The sequence below is a fragment of the Luteimonas sp. BLCC-B24 genome, from assembly GCF_028550595.1.
GTDB lineage: Bacteria > Pseudomonadota > Gammaproteobacteria > Xanthomonadales > Xanthomonadaceae > Luteimonas.
On sequence record NZ_JAQQGN010000005.1, the window covers coordinates 143,552 to 162,262 of the forward strand.

19 protein-coding genes are annotated in these 18,711 nt (G+C 71.8%); 6 read left to right on the plus strand and 13 right to left on the minus strand.

Annotated elements, in window-relative coordinates; translation table 11 throughout:
- Positions 1 to 36 precede the first annotated feature (36 nt).
- The 10 genes from PQS31_RS11730 to PQS31_RS11775 all read right to left on the minus strand — a co-directional run bounded on the left by PQS31_RS11730 (position 37) and on the right by PQS31_RS11775 (position 8,027).
- Complete coding sequence (locus tag PQS31_RS11730; RefSeq protein WP_272762915.1) at positions 37 to 513, minus strand: hypothetical protein; 477 nt, start codon at positions 511 to 513, stop codon at positions 37 to 39.
- Positions 514 to 672: 159 nt separating this feature from the next.
- Positions 673 to 1,419, minus strand: coding sequence for a 3-oxoacyl-ACP reductase FabG (fabG, locus tag PQS31_RS11735; protein WP_272762916.1), 747 nt, complete (start codon positions 1,417 to 1,419; stop codon positions 673 to 675).
- Positions 1,420 to 1,449: 30 nt separating this feature from the next.
- On the minus strand, positions 1,450 to 1,899 hold the full coding sequence (locus PQS31_RS11740; RefSeq protein ID WP_272762917.1) for a phosphotransferase: 450 nt from the start codon (positions 1,897 to 1,899) through the stop codon (positions 1,450 to 1,452).
- The gene (locus tag PQS31_RS11745; protein WP_272762918.1) at positions 1,896 to 4,304 is read right to left on the minus strand and encodes an MMPL family transporter; all 2,409 of its coding nucleotides are present in this window, start codon (positions 4,302 to 4,304) and stop codon (positions 1,896 to 1,898) included. Before PQS31_RS11745 ends, PQS31_RS11740 begins: the two co-directional genes overlap by 4 nt.
- The gene (locus PQS31_RS11750) at positions 4,301 to 5,038 is read right to left on the minus strand and encodes a LolA-related protein (RefSeq protein WP_272762919.1); all 738 of its coding nucleotides are present in this window, start codon (positions 5,036 to 5,038) and stop codon (positions 4,301 to 4,303) included. The genes PQS31_RS11745 and PQS31_RS11750 overlap by 4 nt, the downstream gene beginning before the upstream one ends.
- On the minus strand, positions 4,950 to 5,939 hold the full coding sequence (locus PQS31_RS11755) for an acyltransferase (protein ID WP_272762920.1): 990 nt from the start codon (positions 5,937 to 5,939) through the stop codon (positions 4,950 to 4,952). Before PQS31_RS11755 ends, PQS31_RS11750 begins: the two co-directional genes overlap by 89 nt.
- Positions 5,936 to 6,250, minus strand: coding sequence for a hypothetical protein (locus PQS31_RS11760; protein WP_272762921.1), 315 nt, complete (start codon positions 6,248 to 6,250; stop codon positions 5,936 to 5,938). The genes PQS31_RS11755 and PQS31_RS11760 overlap by 4 nt, the downstream gene beginning before the upstream one ends.
- A complete protein-coding gene (locus PQS31_RS11765) occupies positions 6,247 to 7,026 on the minus strand; it encodes a lysophospholipid acyltransferase family protein (protein WP_272762922.1) in 780 nt (259 codons plus the stop codon). The genes PQS31_RS11760 and PQS31_RS11765 overlap by 4 nt, the downstream gene beginning before the upstream one ends.
- Positions 7,027 to 7,077: 51 nt before the next feature.
- The gene (locus PQS31_RS11770; RefSeq protein ID WP_272762923.1) at positions 7,078 to 7,761 is read right to left on the minus strand and encodes a ketosynthase; all 684 of its coding nucleotides are present in this window, start codon (positions 7,759 to 7,761) and stop codon (positions 7,078 to 7,080) included.
- Complete coding sequence (locus PQS31_RS11775; protein ID WP_272762924.1) at positions 7,758 to 8,027, minus strand: phosphopantetheine-binding protein; 270 nt, start codon at positions 8,025 to 8,027, stop codon at positions 7,758 to 7,760. Before PQS31_RS11775 ends, PQS31_RS11770 begins: the two co-directional genes overlap by 4 nt.
- Positions 8,028 to 8,171: 144 nt before the next feature.
- Here PQS31_RS11775 and PQS31_RS11780 point away from each other — a divergent pair, with 144 nt between their 5' ends.
- Genes PQS31_RS11780 through hemB form a run of 3 tightly spaced genes read left to right on the plus strand, consistent with a single transcriptional unit; the run spans position 8,172 to position 11,633 of the window.
- Positions 8,172 to 9,566, plus strand: coding sequence for an NAD(P)/FAD-dependent oxidoreductase (locus PQS31_RS11780; RefSeq protein ID WP_272762926.1), 1,395 nt, complete (start codon positions 8,172 to 8,174; stop codon positions 9,564 to 9,566).
- A complete protein-coding gene (locus PQS31_RS11785) occupies positions 9,563 to 10,588 on the plus strand; it encodes a pteridine-dependent deoxygenase (protein ID WP_272762927.1) in 1,026 nt (341 codons plus the stop codon). The genes PQS31_RS11780 and PQS31_RS11785 overlap by 4 nt, the downstream gene beginning before the upstream one ends.
- A gap of 52 nt (positions 10,589 to 10,640) precedes the next feature.
- Complete coding sequence (gene hemB / locus PQS31_RS11790; RefSeq protein ID WP_272762928.1) at positions 10,641 to 11,633, plus strand: porphobilinogen synthase; 993 nt, start codon at positions 10,641 to 10,643, stop codon at positions 11,631 to 11,633.
- Positions 11,634 to 11,725: 92 nt separating this feature from the next.
- Here the strand turns inward: hemB and PQS31_RS11795 are convergent, their stop codons facing one another.
- The gene (locus tag PQS31_RS11795; RefSeq protein WP_272762929.1) at positions 11,726 to 15,100 is read right to left on the minus strand and encodes a S8 family serine peptidase; all 3,375 of its coding nucleotides are present in this window, start codon (positions 15,098 to 15,100) and stop codon (positions 11,726 to 11,728) included.
- A gap of 258 nt (positions 15,101 to 15,358) precedes the next feature.
- Here PQS31_RS11795 and aroE point away from each other — a divergent pair, with 258 nt between their 5' ends.
- From aroE to PQS31_RS11810, 3 genes are read left to right on the plus strand one after another with little or no spacing between them, the layout of a single operon-like run.
- The gene (gene aroE, locus PQS31_RS11800) at positions 15,359 to 16,207 is read left to right on the plus strand and encodes a shikimate dehydrogenase (RefSeq protein WP_272762930.1); all 849 of its coding nucleotides are present in this window, start codon (positions 15,359 to 15,361) and stop codon (positions 16,205 to 16,207) included.
- 15 nt (positions 16,208 to 16,222) lie between these two features.
- A complete protein-coding gene (locus tag PQS31_RS11805; protein WP_272762931.1) occupies positions 16,223 to 16,546 on the plus strand; it encodes a hypothetical protein in 324 nt (107 codons plus the stop codon).
- Positions 16,547 to 16,553: 7 nt separating this feature from the next.
- Positions 16,554 to 16,808 (plus strand): YkgJ family cysteine cluster protein, encoded by a 255-nt coding sequence (locus PQS31_RS11810; RefSeq protein WP_272762932.1) that lies wholly within the window; start codon positions 16,554 to 16,556, stop codon positions 16,806 to 16,808.
- Between the two features lie 220 nt (positions 16,809 to 17,028).
- Here the strand turns inward: PQS31_RS11810 and PQS31_RS11815 are convergent, their stop codons facing one another.
- Together PQS31_RS11815 and PQS31_RS11820 are read right to left on the minus strand one after the other, a co-directional pair.
- On the minus strand, positions 17,029 to 17,664 hold the full coding sequence (locus PQS31_RS11815) for a hypothetical protein (protein WP_272762933.1): 636 nt from the start codon (positions 17,662 to 17,664) through the stop codon (positions 17,029 to 17,031).
- Positions 17,665 to 17,806: 142 nt separating this feature from the next.
- A complete protein-coding gene (locus PQS31_RS11820) occupies positions 17,807 to 18,532 on the minus strand; it encodes a glutamine amidotransferase (protein ID WP_272762934.1) in 726 nt (241 codons plus the stop codon).
- Positions 18,533 to 18,711: the final 179 nt, after the last annotated feature.

The following is an 18,711-nucleotide window of genomic DNA, read 5'->3' on the forward strand; positions in this document are numbered from 1 at the left end:
ACTTCAGATGCCTCGCGGACGACGCGTGCGGAGCGCTCAGTTGCCGTCGGCGCCCGGGGCCTGCTGCGGTGTCGACATCGGCGGCGGGTTCGCCACCCAGATCGCGATCCCGCTCGCGTACTTCTGCTGTGGGCTGATGTTGACACCCACGCCGGCGGACGAGAACGAACGTCCGCCGCCACGGCCGACGCCGCCCCCGACACTGACGCCGCCGCTGCGCTCGCCGTCGGCCGTGCCCTGGAACAGCACGCCGTTGGCGCCGAGTTTCGCGGCCTCGTTGCGCAACTTCTGCAGCACGGAGTCGATCTTGTTCTGCTCGCCGTAGGTCAGCGCGCCGCTGCTGGTGTTGAGGATGGCGATCTCCTCGTACTGGCCCGGCGGCGGCCCGTGATAGATGCGCACCTGCGCCGGATCGATCGGCGCACGCGGCGTGCCGGTCAGCACGTGGGAACTGGCGCAGCCGGCCGTCAGCGCGGCGGCGAGCAGGACCAGAAGCAGACGGGGTGCGCGCATGGCGATGTCCTCGGCAAAAGGGGCGCCCGATCGGGCACGCCGCCGATCATCGCGCCGGTGACCTGAAGCCGGCGTGGATGCCGCGCAGTCACGACGGCGCGCCGTGCCGGACGCCGATGCGCCTCGCATCGCCGACCGCGGCGGCGCGACCCGTGGGCCTCAGCCCATGCCGCCGTTGATGCCGATGACCTGGCCGTTGATGTAGCCGGCCGGCTCCGAACACAGGAAGGCGACCAGCGCGGCCACTTCGTCCGGCGTGCCCGCACGTCCGGCGGGCACGATCTGCTTGACCGTCTCGGCCGGGAACGCGTCGTCGGCCATGCTGCCGGCAATGACGCCGGGCGCGACGACGTTGACGCTGATGCCGCGGCTGGCCATCTCGCGCGCCAGCGATTTCGACGCGCCGTGCAGCGCGGCCTTCGCGGCGGCGTAGTTGGTCTGGCCGCGGTTGCCGGTGACGGCGGCGACCGAGGACACGCTGACGATCCGCCCCCAGCGCTTGCGCGCCATCGGCAGCAGCAGCGGCTGGGTCACGTGGAAGAACCCGTGGAGCGACACGTCGACGACGCGCTTCCACTGCGCATCGGTCATGCCGGCCATCGGCGCGTCGTCGTGGATGCCCGCGTTGTTGACGATCACCTGGATCGCGCCGCCTTCGAGCAGACCCTCGATCGCCGCGCGCGTCGCCTCGCCGTCGGCGACGTCGAACGCGACCGCCTGGGCGCTGCCGCCCGCGGCCACGATGTCGGCGACCACGCCCTCGGCGCGTTGCAGGTTGCCGTTCGCATGCACGATGACATGCAGGCCGTCGGCGGCGAGGCGACGGCAGATCGCGCCGCCGATGTCGCCGCTGCCGCCGGTCACGAGCGCGCGGCGCATGGGCGCGCTGGAGTCGGAAGTCGTCATGCGGCCATTGTAGCGGGCCGACGGGCCGCCCTAGGCCGCGTCCTGCGCCGCGCCGAGCATCACGGCCGCGCGGCCTTCGGCGAGCAGCACGCCGTCGCATTCGATGCGGAATGCGTACTGCTGGCTGTCGCCGGCCTCGACCAGCACCTCGGCGACGCAGGTGAGATCGCCGACGAGATCATCGATGCGCGCGACGTGCAGCTGCATGCCGCGCAGGGCGACCAGCATGCCCGGCCGCACCGGTGCACCGCCCTCACGCGCGCGCAGGCCGCCGTGCACGGCCATCGCCTGGGCGCCGTACTCGCACAGGTGCAGCGCGCGCAGCTGGCCCGCGCTGCGCAGTGGATTGTCCGGGTCCCGGTGGCTGGCGCTGCGCAGGCACACGCGATCCGCGTCCCAGTCGTCGACGCCGTCCCACAGGCACATCGCGCCCTGGTGCGGAATCATCGCGAGGATGGCGCTGCGGTCGATGCGGCTCATTCGGCGGGCTCCGGTTCGGCGCGCGCCGCCTCGATCGCCGCGCGGTGACGGGCGACGAACAGCGACAGCACGAAATTGCACAGCACACCGAGCGCGACCGTGGTGCCGATCGCGCGCAGCACGGGAATCGACGACAGCGCGAGCAGGCTGAAGACCAGCAGCGTCATCAGGCTGCACACCAGCACCGCGTGCAGGGTGCGGATCTGGTCGGCGCGGTCGTCGCCGGCATGTTCGAAGAACAGCGCGTAGTCGAGGCCCAGACCCGCGGCGAGGATCAGCGCGACCAGATGGAACAGCGTGAGTTCGACGCCGGCCAGACGCAGCACCGCGACGATCACCAGCAGCGTCAGCAAGGTCGGCAGCAGCACGCGCCAGACGCGGCGCGGCTGGCGCAGGGCGATCCACACCGTGGCCACCAGCAGCACCAGTGCCACCGCCATCGCTGCGAGCACGCGGCCGCGGTATTCGACGACCAGCGATTCCGATGCGTCCTTCATGTCGAGCAGGCGCAGTTCGACGCCCGGCGTGCGCGCCTGGCCGGCGAGCGCGGCCACATCGGCCGGTTCGTCGAGACCGCTCAGCGACACCAGCGCGGTCGCGCGCCCGGGATGCACCAGCAGCAGGCCCGACACCGCGCTCGACAAGGGCGACGCCTGCAGATCCTGCAGCGTGAGCAGCGGTGCGGTGCGTGCGCGCTCGACGTCGGCGAGGAACGGCGCGAAGGCCTCGGGCAGGAACGGCGAGCCGGCCAATACCTCGTCCAGCATCGCGCGCAGCGTCGGCGTGTCCGGCAACGCGGCCTGGCGACGGCGCTGCACCTCGGCGTCGGGCAGATAGCGCGCGGCCATGTCGTAACCGTCGAGCCGGCCGTCGGCCACGCGCGCGTCGAGTTCAGGACGCAGCGCGGACGTCGCCGCCAGCACTGAATCGACATCGCCGCCCTGGGCGACCAGCACGTAGCGCACGTCGGGTGCGCCCAGTTCGGCGCGCAGTTCGGTATCCAGCGCCATCGCGTCGGCATCGACCGGGGTCAGCTTCGACAGGTCGTTCTGCCACGCAGGCCCGGGCGCGAGGACGATCGCCGCGAGACTCGCCACGCCGAGCACGGCCAGCGACCACTTCGGTCGCGGCAGCGCTTCGATGCGGTGCCACAGGCGTTGCAGCCGCGGCGAATCGGCGATGTCCGGCGGCGCCGGGTCGACCAGGCCGGGCAGCAGATAGCGCGTGACCAGCGCGGCCACCGCGAGCGCGGCGACGGTGAACACCGCCAGCTGGCGCAGGCCGTCGACGCCCGAGAACAGGAACGTGGCGTAGGCGATACAGGTCGCGATCACGCCGGTCGACAGCGCCGGCCACAGCCCGCGCACGTTCGTCCAGGGCGACAGGCCGGCGCGTTGATGGCTGAAGAAGTGGATCGGGTAGTCCTGCACCACGCCGATCAGGGTGAAGCCGAACGCGATCGTGATGCCGTGAACGCCGCCGGGAAACAGCAGCGCCACCGCGCCGAGACCGGCAATGCCGGCACTGGCCAGCGGCAACGCGCCGAGCAGCGGCATCTTCCAGCTGCGGTAGGCGAGCAGCAGCAGGATCACCAGGCCGATCGTGTCGGCCAGGCCGATGCGCTGCGCCTCGCGCTGGGTGCGTCCGCCGATGTCGACCGAGAACGCGCCGGGGCCGGTCATCTGCAGCGTGGACGCGCTGCCGTCGCCACGTGCTTCGGCGAAGCGCGCGCGGATCGTCTCGACCGCGTCGAGCTGGCCGGTCGGATCGAAGCCCGCCGCGCGCGTCTCGACCAGCAACAGCGCGCGTTCGCCGGCGCGGTCGAACCAGACGTCGAACAGCATCTCCGGCGCGGCCGCCGGCGCCCAGGCTTCCGCCAGCACCAGGGTCTCGAGCGTGGGATCGGACGGCAGCAGCGGCTCGACCAGGCCGGCCGCCGGTGAGCCCAGATCCTGCAGCCGCGCATCGAAGGCATCGCGCAGCGCGTCGGCGTCGAGCGGCGCCGCATCGAACGAGGGCGTCAGCAGGTAGCGGTAGGGCAGTAGATCCGGCGGAAACGAGGACAGATCGGCCGAGGCGCCGTTGGCGACGACGGTGAACCGGTCGTCGGCGGCCAGCGCTTCGTGCAGCGCCTGCGACTGCGCGGCCAGCACCTCGGGCGCATCGCCGGAGATCGCCAGCAGCAGCAGCCGCGAGCCCGGCCCCTCGCCCAGCTCGTCGATCAGCAGGCGTTGCTCGGGCGTGCGCGCATCGGGCAGGAAGCGGCGCAGATCACCGCTGAATTCCAGCCGCGCGGCGACCAGCCAGCCGGCGAGCAGCAAGACCACCAGCCACGCGACGGCCAGGGCCAAGCGCAGGCCGGGCCGCCGCAGCAGGGTGTCGGCGAACGTGCCCGGCGATTTCAACGCGGCACGTCACGGCACGCGCGCAGCGCGGCATCGAGCGATTCGAGCGCGGACGCGCCTTGCGCAGCGCCGGCGAGCAGCGTGGGCTGCGGATCGCCCTGGCGGGGGCGGGTTTCGATGCAGCGCAGTTCGTCGTCGCGGCCGCGCAGCACCACGGCGGCGATGCGCGTGGCCGTGCGCGCATCGCGCGGCGTGAGGGTCAGGGTCCAATCGGCCGGCACGCCGTCGGCTTCGATCGCGTAGTGCGTCTCGAGCAAGGTGCGATCACCCGACAGCAGCGCGCCGAAGCTGCCCTGCAGCGCGGCGAGTTCGGGCACGCGGGCCAGCGAGACGGTCCGCGGCGCGCGTCCGGCGCGTGCGATCACGGCATCGCCGCCGCGAATGGTCGTGGTTTCGGCGTAGGGCTCGCGCACTTCACGCACCAGGGTGTCGGCGTCGGGCCGCCGGTACTCGCCCGACACCACCAGCGGACGGCGCAGCGTGGCCGACAGGCGCAGCTCGACGAACGGCGTGGACTGCGGCGGTGGCCGGGTCAGGCGGTGCAGGATCCAGTCGGCGTCGACCTCGCGGCCACGCGCCGCGGTCGGCGGCGGCACGCGATCGCGCGACTGGTCGGCGCGGGGCGCGGGGCGCGCCTGCGCCGGCTCAGCCGTTTGTGGAGCGGCCGAGGCCGGGAGCAGCGTCAGCCACAGCGTCGCCAGCAGCAGGCAGGCGTGCGGGCGCAGGCGTCGCATCGTCGTCGCGTTTCCAGAAGTCATAGAAGTTGAACCAGTTGTAGGGGGCACTGCGCACGTGATGTTCAAGCCGCTCCGCGTAACGGCGGATAAGCGCATCGACACCGGCCTGGCGGTCGCGGCGCGGCAAATCCACGCCCTCGCTGAAGGGCTCGAACACCAGGTCGTAGCGGGCACCGCCGCGGTAGAGGCCGAAGGCCAGCATCACCGGCACCTTGAGCACGGCGGCGAGCAGCCACGGCGCCACCGGAAATTCGGCCGGTGCGCCGAGGAAGGGCACCGGACGGGTCGGCCCGCCCTCCTGGCTGCGGTCGACCAGCAACGCGACCATCGCGCCCTGCTCGAGCGCGGCGCCGATCGCCAGCGCGACCGAAGGCCCGTCCTGGCCGGCGTCGATCACGGTGGCGGCGATCTCCGGATTCAGCGTATCCAGCAGTTCGGTCATCACCTTGCCGTGGGCGCGATCGAGCACCACGCGGATCGCGAACTCCGGGCGCTGCTGAGAGAGCACGCGCAGTACCTCGAAGCTGCCCAGATGCGAGCCGAACAGCAGCACGCCGCGACCGGCGTCGAGATGCCGGTGCAGGGTGTCGAGCCCGAACGCCTGCACGTCGAACCGGCGGGTGTTCTCGCTGAGCAGGAACAGCCGGTCGAGAATCGTCGCGGCGAAGGTGTGGATGTGCCGCGCCACCTCGACCAGCGACGCCGGGCGGCCGAACACACGCGACAGATAGGCCCGCGAATCCCGGCGTTCGGCGCCGCGACGCAGTAGGAAATACAGCGTCACCGGATACAGCAACAGCCGGGCCGGTGCGCGCCCGCACCACGAGGCAACCGCGCGCATCGCGAGCAGCGCCGCGCGCCCGCCGCCTTCGCGGCGCGCCTTCCAGGCCGCGCTCACGCCACGTCCCCGCCAGTGGCGATCACGTCGCCGCTGGCCAGCAGGACGCCGTCACGCTCGACCCGGAACCGCCAGCGCGGGCCGGCCTCGGTGGTCGTGGTCTCGAGTGCGATCTCGGCGGTCTCATCCGGCAGCAAGGGCTGCACGAACTTCACCTGCGGCAGGCGCAGCGGACCGAGCGCGCCGTGCGCGGTCTCGATCGCCGCGATCACGTGATCGAGGATCACCACGCCGGGCACCAGCGGCCGCCCGGGAAAATGTCCCGGCAGGCACGGATGCGTGCCCGGGACGACGAACGTCGTCCGGCTCATGGGCGGGGCGCGCGTCCCAGCATCGCGGCGACCGCGTCCTGGGCTTCGCGTGCGAGTGCCTGGCGACCCGCCGCGCCCACGCGTCCGGCCACCGGCAGCGGCTGGCCGACAGTGGCGCGCATCGGCCCGCGCGACACGCGGAAGAACCCGCGCGCCGGGAGCACCGCGCCGGTGCCGTGCAGGGCGATCGGCAGCACCTCGACGCCGGCGTCGATCGCGGCCTGGAACGAGCCCGATTTGAATTCGCCCAGGCGGCCGTCGCGCGTGCGCGTGCCTTCGGGGAACAGGCACAGCGACCGGCCGGCGGCGAGCACGCCCGCGACCTGGCGGCGCAGCTGCGGGCCGGCGCGGCGGTCGTCGCGGCTGATGAAGAGCATCCCGGTCGCGCGCGCATAGCCGGCGACGAACGGCACCCGGCGCATTTCCTCCTTGAGCAGGAAACGCAGCGGCACCGGCACGGCCATGAACAGCACGCAGATATCGAGCAGCGATTCGTGGTTGGCGACGACCAGATACGGACGCGACCAGTCGACCGCGTCGGCCCCCTCGACCGTGAGCCCGCCGGCCGGGCCCACCAGCCCGGGCGCCCAGCGCGTGCGCGCCATGTTCAAGGCGCGATCGGGCCGGCCGCTGACCAGCTGCAGGGCCAGCGACACGCTGATCCAGCCCGCCGTCCAGAGCAGGGTGAACGCGAACTCGAGCACGTTGAGGACGCGCTTCGGGAGTTCGGCGATGACGGGCGCGGCGGCCCCGGCGCGGGTCTGTCGGTATTCCATGCGGCGCCTAGGATACTGTTTACTTTGCGTGAAGGCCGCAGCCGGGCCGCTTCAGCGCAGCAGATCGCGCCAGAACATCGGGCCGAGACCCGCCAGCTTGCGCAGAAAATCGGCAAAACTGTGATACCGGCCCGGAAACCGGCGCTTGCGGATCGCGAACTCGACGACGAAGAAGCCGCCGATCACGCCGTAATTCAGCAGATTGGCGCACCACGACCACTGCTCCCAGGTGATGGGAAACGGCGAGGCCACGCCGACGCTCTCCAGCAGGCCGGCGGGGCTGGCCAGCATGGCCAGCAGCAGGTTGGCGCCGGCCATGCCGGTCAGTGCGATCGCCCAGGCGGCGGTGAGCGTACGCGTGTAGCGCCGCAGCGCCGGCTCGATCCCGGCCGGCGTGCCGCCTTCGATGCCGGCGACGATCCGGGTGATCAAGGGCTCGCAGCCCGGCCGCAGCGTGCGCGCGAACACCCAGGCGATCGCCAGCACGAACACCACCGGCACCAGCAGCAGCGGCAACGCCGCATGCCCCGCCGCGTACAGCGCCCATGCGCCCCAGCCCGCCAGCGGCAGGGCGATCCAGGCCCAGGGCCGGCGGGCCAGCAACGGCTCGACCAGCAGCATCGCGATCAGCACGCCGAGTGCGGCCAGCGCGCAGGCGTCGCTCTGCCACAGGCTCGCCAGATGGGCGAGGGCCGCGTAGGCCAGCGCCAGCAGCAGTTGCAGCAGCAGGATCAAGTGGTGCGGTGCTGCTCGACGTGCGCCGACAGCGCACGCAGCGAGGCGAAGATCTGCCGGTTCTCGTCGTTGTCCGACCGCAGCTGGAAGCCGTAGCGTTTGCTGATCGCCAGCGCGAGTTCCAGGGCGTCGATCGAGTCCAGACCCAGGCCGGCATTGAACAGCGGCGCCTCGGGATCGATGTCGCCCGGCTGGACGTCCTCCAGGTTCAGGCTCTCGACCAGCAGGTCGGCGAGGGCGCGTTCGGCATCGGTTTGGGCGGACATTGCGGACTTCCGTGGACGTGACAGGGCGCCAACGATCCGGCATCGGACCGGCCGGCGCAAGCCGCGCGGCGCCGTTCAGCCGGCGCCGGGCGCGCGGACGCTTCCGTTATGATGCGCGGCCCGTAGGCCAGCGCACCGCACCGGATGAATCCCGCCCCGATCGTTCCAGCCCCTGCCGCAGATGCCGCGGGCCCGCAGGTGCCGGTGCGCGACGTGGACGTGGTGGTCATCGGCGGCGGCCCGGCGGGCAGCACCGCCGCCACGCTGCTCGCGCGCGCCGGCCACTCGGTCGTGCTGCTGGAGAAGGACGCGCATCCGCGCTTCCACATCGGCGAGTCGCTGCTGCCGATGAACATGCCGATCCTCGACGAACTGGGTGTGCTCGACCAGGTGCGTGCGATCGGCGTGCACAAGGCCGGCGCGGATTTTCCGCTGGCCGACGATGTCACGCGCAGTCACGTCTTCCGGTTCACCCGGCAGCTCGACCCGCGCCATGATTTCGCCGTGCACGTGCGGCGCGACCAGTTCGACGCCCTGTTGTTCGAACACGCCGGCGCCCAAGGCGTGGAGACCCACGCGCGCACCCGGGTCACGCAGGTCGCGTTCGGCCGCGACGGCCGGCCGTCGCGGGTCGAGGCGCGCGCCGAGGACGGCACGCCGCTGGCACTGCGGCCGCGCTACGTGATCGATGCGAGCGGCCGCGACACCTTCCTGTCGAGCCGGCTGAAGCTCAAGCGCAAGAATCCGGCGCACCAGTCGGCGGCGCTGTTCAGTCATTTCCGCGGCGTGGCCCGCCACCCGGGCGAGGACGCCGGCAACATCACCATCGCGCGCTTCGAGCACGGCTGGTTCTGGCTGATCCCGCTGCCCGACGACGTGATGAGCGTCGGCGCGGTGTGTTCGCCCGAGTACCTCAAGCAGCGCGGCAGCGGCGAGGCGCGTCTCGACAACGAGGCCCTGCTGATGCGCACGCTGGCCACCAATCCCGCCGTGCGGGCGCGGATGCAGGGCGCCGAACGCGTGGCACCGGTCCACGCGACGGGCAACTACTCGTACGGCGCACGACGCATGGCCGGGCCGGGCTGGATTCTGATCGGCGATGCCTACACCTTCGTCGACCCGATCTTCTCCTCCGGCGTGTTCCTGGCCATGGACAGCGCGCGCGCAGCCGCGACGCTGGTGGATGCCGCGCTGCGCGCGCCCGCACGCGAGGCCCGGCTGCAGCGCGCGATGCAGGCGCGGATCGAGCGCGGGCTGCGCCACTTCACCTGGTTCATCTACCGCTTCAACACCCCGGTGATGCGCCGCCTGTTCTCGGCGCCGCGCAACGACCTGCAGGTGGAGCAGGCGGTGATCTCGATGCTCGCCGGCGACGTGTTCGACAACGCGGCCGTGCGCTGGCGGCTGCACGTCTTCCGCCTGATCTACGCGATGAACGCGATCGCGATCGCGCCGCAGGCGCTGCGCGGATGGCTGGCGCGGCGTCGCCAGGCGCGCGCGGTCTTCCGCGGCGATACGCTGCACGAGGGCAATCCATGAGCCGTCCCCAGTCGCCTGCCGCGCCGCCGCGCCTGCGCGTGGAGTATGTCGAGGCGGCGTCGCCCGAGGCCCTGCTCGCGCAGCCCGACGTGCTCGCCGTCTTCGGCTTCGGCCACGATGCGCCGCAGATCGACGATCCGCGCTGGCTGCGTGTTCCGCTGCAGCCCTACGGCGCCGCACCGCTCGAGGTCTGGCACGCCCAGGCCCCGGTGATGCACGGCCGCGAGGGCGAGATCGCCTGGGCCTGCGACGGCCAGCTGCTGTTCGGCGCCATCGAAGTCGACGAGCCGGCCGGCCACACCGGCATCGGCGACCACAGCGGCATCCTGATGGCCGCCGAGCACGCCTACCGCGCGCTGACCCGCTTCACCGACGGCAGCGAATACCCGCATCTGCTGCGGATCTGGAACTACCTCGACGCGATCACCCTCGGCGACGGCGACGCCGAACGCTACCGCCAGTTCTGCGTGGGGCGTGCGCGCGGCCTGGGGACGTTCGATACCTCCAACCTGCCGGCGGCGACCGCGATCGGCCGCTGCGACGACGCGCGCCGCATCCAGGTCTACTGGCTGGCCGCGCGCGTGCCCGGCACGCCGGTCGAGAATCCGCGCCAGGTCAGCGCCTATCGCTACCCGCGCCAGTACGGCCCGCAGGCGCCGAGCTTCGCACGCGCGATGCTGCCACCCGACGGCAGCGCGATGCCGCTGATGCTCTCGGGCACGGCCAGCGTGGTCGGCCATGCCTCCATCCACGAGGGCGAACTGCTGGCCCAGCTCGACGAAACCTTCGCCAACTTCGACGCCCTGCTCGCCTCGGCGCGCGAAGGACGCCCGGCGCTGCCGTCCGTGTTCGGCGCGGGCACGCGGCTCAAGGTCTACGTGCGCGACGCCGAGGACCTGCCGGTGGTCGCCGAAGCCCTCGACGCGCGCTTCGGCGATCGCGTGCCGCGCGTGCTGCTGCATGCGGCGATCTGCCGGCGCGAACTGGCGCTGGAAATCGACGGCGTGCACGACGCCGGCTGATCCGTCCGCGCCTACGGGTACGCGCGTCGGCCACACCCGTAGAATGGGCGCCATGCCCCGACTCGATACCCGCATGCGGCGGATGCGCCGCGACGACTTCTCGCGCCGCTTGATGCGCGAATCCACGCTGACCGTCGACGATCTGATCTATCCGGTCTTCGTCCACGAGGCCGAGGGCCGCGCGGCCGTGCCGTCGATGCCCGGCGTCGAACGCCTGTCGATCGACGCGCTGCTGCACGTGGCCGAGACGGCCAGCGAATTGCGGATTCCGGCGCTGGCGCTGTTTCCGGTGACCGCGCCCGAGGCCAAATCACTCGACGCGGCCGCCGCGTGGGATGACGAGGGCCTGTGCCAGCGCGCGATCCGCGCACTGAAAGCGCGCTTCCCGCAGCTCGGCGTGATCACCGACATCGCACTCGATCCCTACACCACGCACGGTCAGGACGGTCTGATCGACGACGCCGGCTACGTGGTCAACGACATCACTGTCGACGCACTGGTACGTCAGGCGTTGAGCCATGCGCGCGCCGGTGCCGACGTCGTCGCGCCGAGCGACATGATGGACGGCCGCATCGGCGCCGTGCGCGCGGCACTGGAAGCCGACGGCCACGTCCACGTGCGCATCCTCGCCTACGCGGCCAAGTACGCCAGCGCGTTCTACGGCCCGTTCCGCGATGCGGTCGGCTCGGCCAGCGCGCTCGGCAAGGCCGACAAGGCCACCTACCAGATGGACCCGGGCAATTCGGACGAGGCGATGCGCGAGATCGCGCAGGATCTCGACGAAGGCGCGGACATGGTCATGGTCAAGCCGGGCATGCCGTATCTGGACATCGTGCGCCGGGCCAAGGACGAATTCGGCGTGCCGGTCTTCGCCTACCAGGTCAGCGGCGAGTACGCGATGCTCAAGGCCGCCGCCGCCAATGGTTGGCTGGACGAGCGCGCCTGCGCGCTCGAAGCGCTGCTCGGCTTCAAGCGTGCGGGCGCCGACGGCGTGCTGACCTATTTCGCGCTGGATGCGGCGCGCTGGTTGCGCGCACGCGGCTGAGACCATCGCGTCGCGGAACACACCTGTGTCGACGCAGATGGCAAAACGCCCGGGGAGACCCGGGCGTTTCGCGTTGCGATGGCGGCGCGGCCTCAGTTGACCGTCAGCACCACCGGCGTCGCCGCCTTCGGCGTCACCGGATCGTTGCTGGCTACGCACAGATAGCCGACCTGGCGTCCGGGCGCGAGCCCGGCGGCGCTGAGCGTCACCCGGTTGGCCTGGGTGGCCCCCGGCAGCACGCTGCCCGACGGCGGGCTCACCGCACCGATCCACGGCGCGCCGCAGGGCACGAGGCCGCGCACGGTCATGCCCAGGCCGGCGAACGCGGTGTTGGCCGCCCACGCGCCGCTGCCGTTGGTGGCGACGGTCAGCGAGGCGAAGCCGCCGTTGCCGGCCGTCGAGCCGTACCAGGCCCAGCGGTTGGCGAACGTGCCGCGCGTCGACACCACCAGCCAGTACCGGCCCGGCGGCAGCGTCACCGACTGGCCCGCGGCCGGCAGGTTCAGTGCGATCACCGCATTGGTGACGTCGACGCCCGGCGCCGTCGGCGCCGCGGTGTAGCTCCACACCGCGGCCGACGCGGCCGAGGTCGGATTGCCGGCCGGCAGGCCGCCCGCGTCGGGGTAGATCGCCCAGGTCAGCGCGGTCGCCGCGGTCGTCAACGCGGTGCCGCTGACCACGAAGCCCGGCGCCGACAGGGCGGTGAGCTGCAGCGGCCGGTCGACGGTGAAGTCGTCGGCCGAGTACTGCGCCAGTGCGCCCGCGGTGGCGGGGTCGCTGTAGTGCGTGCCGCGGAAGCCGCTGGTGACGCCATCACTGGAGCGCGCGACCGCGGTGACCGCACCGCTGCTGGTGTTGTCGACCGCATACACCAGCGGCGAGCCGCCGGCATTGCCGACCGACCCGGTCGCGCTGCCGCTGCGACCGGCGGCGAGCGCCAGCGAGACCGCGTCGGGCAGGCGCACGACCGGCGCCTGGATCGCGATCGCGACCGGCAACGTCAGCGGGGTGCGCTGCGTGCCGAGGATCGGCCCGGTCGACTCCATCACCATCTCGCCGAAGCGCCAGCTGCCATCGGCCGCCGCGCCGCCGGTGTTGACCGTGATGCGCACCGAGGCCGTGCCGCCGGCCGGCACCTTCAGCGTCGCCGGCACGGCGGTCGCGTTGACGCCGCTGAAGCGGATGCGCCAGCTCGACGCCGCGCCGTGCGGGTTGCGGAACGTGCGCACGAAGGTGCAGCTGTCGTAGCAGTTGCGGTTGGCCAGGCTGGGCTGGTTGAGCGCGGACACGTCGCCGCCGGTGGCCGGATTGGCGGCCTGGTAGTTGGCCGTGGTCTCGTGCATCACCAGCCCGGCATTGATCGCCCGATCCACCTGCACGCGACCGCTGCCCTTGTCGAACGGCGTTCCGGGGGTGACCGAATCTTCCTTGAACACCTCGGTCTTGGCGGTCAGCGCCAGCGCCGACTTGATCTCCGGCACCGACCAGCCCGGACGCGCCTGACGGATCAGGCCCGCGGCGCCGGCCTGGTGCGGCGAGGCCATCGAGGTGCCGTTGTACAGGTCGATCGCCTGCTCGAACCCGGTGATCGTGGTGCCGGCGACGACGGCCAGGATGCTGACGCCCGGCGCGGTGATGTCCGGCTTGACCAGGTCGAAGGTGCCGGCCGGGCCGCGCGAGCTGAACGCACCGAGCGCATCGGCCGTGTTCGGCAGCACCAGAGGTGGATACAGGATGCCGGCGGTGGCGGCGGCCGGATTCGCCAGGCCGAAGTCACGCAGCGCGTTGCCCTCGTCCTGGGTGACGCCGAAGACCGGGATGGTCGCGCCGGGCACCGACGGAATGATGCCGCCCGCCGCATTGTTGGCGATGACCACGGCGATCGCACCGGCGTTGCGTGCATTGTCGGCCTTGATCGTGAACGAGCAGGTGCCGCGGCGGATGACCGCGATCGCACCGGCGAAGGTGCCCGCCGGATACGCCGCGCAGCCGTCGTCGACGCCGTTGATGCCGGCGCTGATGCGCAGCGGCGTGGTGCCGGGAATCGACGCCGTGAACGCCACGCCGCCGGTGCCTTCGTTGATCAGCACCGGCGCCAGCGGCTCGGGCACCGGCGCCGGCCCGGTCACGTTGAGGGCGAGCGCGAACGCGCCGCGGCCGTGCTGGGCGGCGGCGGTCGACGACACCCAGGGTTCGAGATGGCCCATCGTGTTCGGGCCCGGGCCGCTGTTGCCGGCGGACGACGCGATGAAGATGCCGGCCTCGGTCGCACCGAGGAAGGCCTGCGACACGGCCTCGGTCCACGGCTGCGCGCCGCCGCCGATCGAGTAGTTGATGACGTCGACGACGCCGTCGGCGACCGCCTGGTTCACCGCGGCCACTGCCGAGACGTTCGGGCACAGGCCCTGGCCGGTGGCGAGGTTCGTGTAGCAGATGTCGTAGGCGATGATGTTGCCGCGCGGCGCGACGCCCGAGATGCGCCGCGGATTGCCGCGGAACACCACGTCGCGGCGGTTGCCCGCCACCGTGGACGCGACATGGCTGCCGTGGCCGTTGGTGTCGCCGAAGCCGGGCTCTTCGCGGAAACCGGGATTGGTGCAGGTGTTGCCCGGCGCGCCGCAGACGAAGTCGTAGCCGCCGATGAGCTTGTTGTTGCAGCGCCCGGCATCGATGCCGCCGGGTGCGCAGGTGCCCAGATACGTGCCGCTGCCCAGTGGATTGACGTGGCGGTAGCCGTCGACCGGATCGACCTCGGCGAACGACGGCGCGCCGAAGTTGATGCCCGAATCGAGGATGCCGAACACCACGCCCTCCCCCTGGAACGCGCCGGTGGCGCCGGGCCAGGTGCCGTTCCACACCGCCTCGCTGCCGATCAGGCGGGGGCCGGTGTCGGTGTCGAGCGCGTATTCGCGGTAGGGCTCGACGAAGCGCACGTCGGGCAGCTGCTCCACGCGCGCGGCTTCGCTGTCGGTCAGTTCGACGACCACGGCGTTGATCGCGTGCTGCATGCGCCGCTCGACGGCGAGCGGACGGCCGACGCGCAGCGCGATCGCGCCTTCGAGGTCGGCCTGGCGCCGCTGCAGGTAACCCACGTAGCTGCGCGCGCTGGCGCCCCTGACGTCGAGGCGCGGCTTGCCGCGTGCATCGGTGCGCCGCGCCGGCGCGGCGATCCCGGTCACGCCCCCCTGGTAGGCGGCGAGCGCGGGTTCTTCGAAGACGACGATGACCCGCTCGGGCGCCTCGTCGACGGCGGCGGAAACCGACGCGGCGCCGGTGCCGGCGATGCCGCCCTGCGCCGGCGCCGGTGCGGACGCGCTGCCGATCACGCTGGCGACGCCGGCTTTCGCCGCATCGAGCGCGCTGCCGACGGCAGGCACGCGGGATGGAAGTACGGTGGTGGCCGCCCATGCGACGACGGCGAGACCGAGTAACGCCGAAGCGGCGCCGACCCTGCGGGTAGTGGACATGCGATGGATCCCCGAAAGCGATGGAACTGCCAGACCGCCAAGATCGATCCGCCGGACTGCCGACGTCTCGACACCCTGCCCCGCCCCCTGCCCCGAACGGGCGCAACGTGACGATATATACAACTTTCTGACGCCAGGCACACCCGATGCGTCAGTTTTTTGGCGCGCCTGCCCGGCCCGCGCGGCGTCACCCCCTCCTGCGGAGCGCCGCCGCTAGACTGCGACGACGCGCTGTGCGCATCGACTTCTGGAGCGTCCATGTCCCCCCACCTCCGTCTCGCGGTCTTCGGCCATCCGGTCGCCCACTCCCTGTCGCCGCGCATCCATGCCGCGTTCGGCCGACAGTCGGGCCATGCGGTCGACTACCGGGCGATCGACGCCGCGCCCGAGGTCTTCACCGCTGCGCTGCAGGATTTCGCCGCCGAAGGCGGCACCGGCGCCAACGTGACCCTGCCGCTCAAGGAAGCCGCGTTCGCCTTGGCGGACACCTGCAGCGAGCGCGCCCGGCGCGCCGGCGCGGTCAACACCCTGATCCGCCAGGGCGGCGCCTGGCACGGCGACAACACCGACGGCGCCGGCCTGGTGCGGGATCTCACCGAGCGCCAGGGCCTGGATCTGCGCGGTCGACGCACGCTGCTGATCGGCGCCGGCGGGGCCGCACGTGGCGTCGCGCCCGCGCTGCTCGATGCCGGCGTCGACGGGCTGACCGTCGTCAACCGCACCTCCGCACGGACCGACGCGTTGGCCGATGCGCTGGGCGACCCGGCACGCGTGCACCCGCGTTATCTCGAACAGCTGGGCGAGATGGGCGAGTTCGACCTGATCGTCAACGCGACCTCGGCCGGGCGCGCCGGCACGGTGCCGGACCTGCCCCGCTCGCTGGTCGGCATGCGCACGGTGGCCGTGGACCTGAGCTACGGCGAAGCCGCGGTGCCGTTTCTGGCCTGGGCACGCGCGCACGGCGCGCGGCAGACCGTCGACGGCCTGGGCATGCTGGTCGAGCAGGCCGCCGAGAGTTTCGCGCTGTGGTACGGCGAACGCCCCGAGACCGACGCCGTCTACGAGGCGCTGCGTCAGCGCGAAGCGTCGCTGGTCACCGCGGACTGAGCGGAGCTGCCCGCGTTGCTCGAACATGCGCCCGAATTGCTGCCGCAGCAGATCTCGCTCGCGCCGGCCCTGCCCGGCCGTTGCGTCGCGATGGGTCTGGTGGCCGGCGGCGGGCGGAACCCGAGCCTCCGGCGGGCTGGCGCTCGGCGGCTTCGGACTGCCGCTGGCCCCGATCTCCGCATCGATGCGGCTGCAGCGGCTGCTGCAGGCGATGACCAGAGGCTGCTCGACCATTCGGTGCTGCACCGGGCACCCGCACCGGTGAACCTCGGCCTGGCGCCTGTCACTGCCACCCGCGTCGTGCTGCGGGTGCTCGCCGTGATGCGTCGCAGCCACTGACGCCACGATGGACTGCCGCACCGGCTGCGCCGCCTGCTGCATCGCACCGTCGATTTCATCGGCGATCCCCGGCATGCCGCATGGAAAGCCCGCGGGTGTGCCCTGCGTGCAGCTGGACGAGCGCCTCGGCTGCCGCCTGTTCGGGCACCCGGACCGCCCGGCGGTCTGCGGCTCGCTGCGTCCGTCGCTGACCATGTGCGGCACTTCGCGCGCCTCGGCGCTGGCGACGCTCGACGATCTGGAGCGCCTGACCGCGCCCTGATGCGGCGGCGGTGATTGCGTGGCTGCCACGCGCGTCCTCGTTGGCGGACACCCCGTGGGCGAAATGCGCGGGTGCTGCCCCGTGCGCAGGAACAGCCCGCGTTCGGCCGGACACGCGTCCATTGAACGCCGCGGGATGAGGGCGGCGTCGCATCGCCGCCACGCGCAGATGCGTTGTGCGGTCGGCACGGCGTTGTGTCGCCACGATTGAATGCCCGGCATCACTTTTTCTCTTCCGGCTTCAGGCATGGCTTTTTTTCGCACCTCCCTTTGCCTGTCTCGCACTTGCCTTTACTTCGGCCTTTGCTTTGACCTTTGCGTTGACGTTCCCTTTTGACGTTCGCGCTCGCGTTCGCTTCGGCTTTGGCTTTGGGTTTGGCTTTGGCTTTGGCTTTGGCTTTGGCTTTGGCTTCCAGCCTTTGACGTTCGAGCCGTAAAGCGAGCCGAGCACCGGAGTCTGGCGCGGCCGAAGAGCAGCCCATGTTTGAGCGAAGCGAGTTTGGGCTGCGTGCCGCGTCAGGCGAGGAGCGCAGGGGACCGGCGCGGCGCAGCCGCGTCGGCTCGTGGCCGGCGATGGCGGTTTTGCTTACTTTTGACAAGACAAAAGTAAGCCGCGCGAACAGCGCGGAAGCTCTGTTCTTCGCGAAGAACTTGGACCCAGGCAATAGCGGTGAACGATGCAAAAGCAGAGCAAGTGCACGGCTTTCGCCCGCTGCGCGTGCGAGTTCCTTTTTGAAGGACCAAAAAGGAACCAAAAAGTCCCTTCGCCGGACGCGATCCGCCGCATGAAGCCGCGGCGGGCCCCTGCGCTTCTCGGTCAGCGGGGCACGCAGCCCAAACTCGCTGCGCTCAGACATGGGCTGCTCTTCGGCCCCGCTGCCCTGCGATGCTCGGCTCGCTTTACGGCTCGAAGATCGAAAGCTGACAGCAACAGCAACGGCAACGGCGAAAGCAAAGGCGAAGGCGAGTGCCAGTGGCTGCGACGCACGCCACCGCCCATCAGTCCCTCGGCACGGCCTCCGCAAACCGCACGAACCGCTGCAGCACCGCGCGCGCCTCGGGCGCCGCGCGCACGGCGGCCACCAGCGCGACCGGGTCGAGGTCCTCGCGATACAGCGCCCCCGAACGCGCCCGGATGTAACCGCGCATGTGCGTGGCACTGAACTCGGGATGGAACTGCACGCCCCAGACCCGATCACCCCAGCGGAACGCGTGGTGCGGCTCGAGCGCGGACCGTGCGAGGACCACCGCGCCCTCGGGCAACCGCAGCACGCTCTGCAGGTGCGTGGTCTGGGCGAGGAACGTCGTCGGCGCGGCGGCGAACAGCGCGTCGCCTGCCGCCGCGTCCGTGGTCTCGATCGGGCAGGTGCCCATCTCCCGCCCCTGCGGGTTGTCGCCCACCTCGCCACCCAGCGCGTGCGCGATCAGCTGGTGCCCGTAGCAGATGCCGAACAGCGGCACGCCCGCATGCGCCGCGGCATGCAGCCATCCGGCGCTGCGTTCGCTCCAGTCCGCGCGCTCGGTGACCATCGCGCCCGAGCCGGTGACGATGACGCCCGCATAGCCGGACGCGTCCGGCAGCGCACCACCACGCTCGACGTCCACCACCTCGACCTCCCGCGCCGACACCCCGGCCGCCACCCGGATCCAGTGCGGGAACGTGCCATGACGACGCATCGTGGGCACCGGCTGGCCGGTTTCGATGATGAGGAAGGGACGGGTCATGCAGGCGTTCGCAGCAGGAGGACGCGGCAGCTTAGCGGCTTGCACGCTGCACCGGAGCGCGCGCGTGACCAAAAGGGCGCCCAGGCCCGCGCCTGAACCGGCGCCGCCGTGCCTGACGCGTGTAGCCGTCGCTCACATCCCGCCTCGGGAAACCAGGGCCGCAGCGCGGCCGCGCCCTG